Origin of the sequence: Bradyrhizobium sp. 159 (genome assembly GCF_023073795.1) — a bacterium.
Lineage (GTDB): Bacteria > Pseudomonadota > Alphaproteobacteria > Rhizobiales > Xanthobacteraceae > Bradyrhizobium.
In genome coordinates, this window is sequence record NZ_JADPKE010000048.1 from 1 (window position 1) to 1,266 (window position 1,266).

Sequence of the window (1,266 nt, forward strand, 5' to 3'; positions counted from 1 at the left end):
ATCAATTTTGCGCGCTCGAAGCGCAGTGAGTCAGGCGGTCTGATTGCTACCGGGAATGTCGTCATTCAGTGTTCATCCAGATTGCACCCTGCCTCCTCGGCGGCTTTCTTTTTCCGCCGATGAGCTCTTAAGATTAAGATTTCAGCATTGCGGCCGGTGCCTGATAGATGCCGCCCTTGACTAGCAACGCCCAGATGGTGCGCGCAATCTTGTTGGCGAACGCCACTGATACGACCTTGACCGGCCGGCGTTGCAGCATGGTCCGAACCCAGAGCGGGACTTTCAAGCCTCGTTTGGCAAGCTTGATGATAGAAGTTGCACCGACGATTAAGAGCGTCCGTAGTTGCCGATTTCCCCGCTTCGATATCGCGCCGAGCCTTTCTTTCCCACCGCTCGATTGTGCTCTCGGCGTCAGACCCATCCAAGCCGCAAAATCTCGTGCAGTGGCAAAGCCACGAGCATCCAAGACCGATGTCCGAACGGTAGCGGCGATGAGAGGACCAACACCGGGAATGCTCATCAGACGCCTCGCATCGGGATCCTTTCTGACGGCAACCAAAATCTCTCTATCGAGCTTCTCTATGCGGTTTGTAAGTAGCTCAATCTGTTCAGCGAAATGGATCAGGGCAAAGCGGGCGGTGGTGGGGATCCTGTCGTCTTCCCCCTCCCGGAGCAATCCCAGAAGTTTCGCGATGCTTGCCATGCCCGTCCCCGCGATAATACCCAACTCGGCCATGTGCGCGCGCAGAGCATTGGCAGTCTGGCTCCGCTGTCTGATCAGCAGCTCTCGCGCCCGCAGAATCATACCGGCTGCTTGTTGTTCGGCAGTCTTCATCGGTACGAACCGCATCGTCGGACGGGTGACAGCCTCACAAATGGCTTCTGCATCCGCCATGTCGGTCTTATTTCGTTTGACATAAGGCTTCACATAGGCCGGTGGCATCATGCGGACCGAATGCCCCAGCGCCGCGATTTCGCGCGCCCAATGATGTGCACTCGCACAAGCCTCCATGCCGACCAGGCAAGAGGGGAGCGCTCGAAAGAACGGCAGCACCTGCGATCGTCGCAACATGCGGCGAACCAATACTCTCCCGTCGCTGCCGATCCCGTGCACTTGGAAGATCGACTTGGCCAAATCCAAACCTACTGTGATAATCTTCTCCATTGGAACGGTCCTTCCTTTGTGGCGCCTCTCGAAGCGACCACGTTAGGCACTTTTGATGCCGGTTCGAAGGGCCGTTCCACACCATCACTTTTGATGCAGTT

The 1,266-nt window shown here is 56.7% G+C and carries 1 protein-coding gene; it reads right to left on the minus strand.

Translation table 11 applies throughout. The annotated features are described in order from the left end of the window. Window positions 1-133 precede the first annotated feature (133 nt). On the minus strand, window positions 134-1,165 hold the full coding sequence (locus IVA96_RS11720; protein WP_247417255.1) for an IS110 family transposase: 1,032 nt from the start codon (window positions 1,163-1,165) through the stop codon (window positions 134-136). Between the last annotated feature and the right edge of the window lie 101 nt (window positions 1,166-1,266).

Bases quoted from the DNA above. Each gene is read 5' to 3' on its own strand.
- IVA96_RS11720 (WP_247417255.1), bottom strand. From the start codon at position 1,165: ATGGAGAAGATTATCACAGTAGGTTTGGATTTGGCCAAGTCGATCTTC.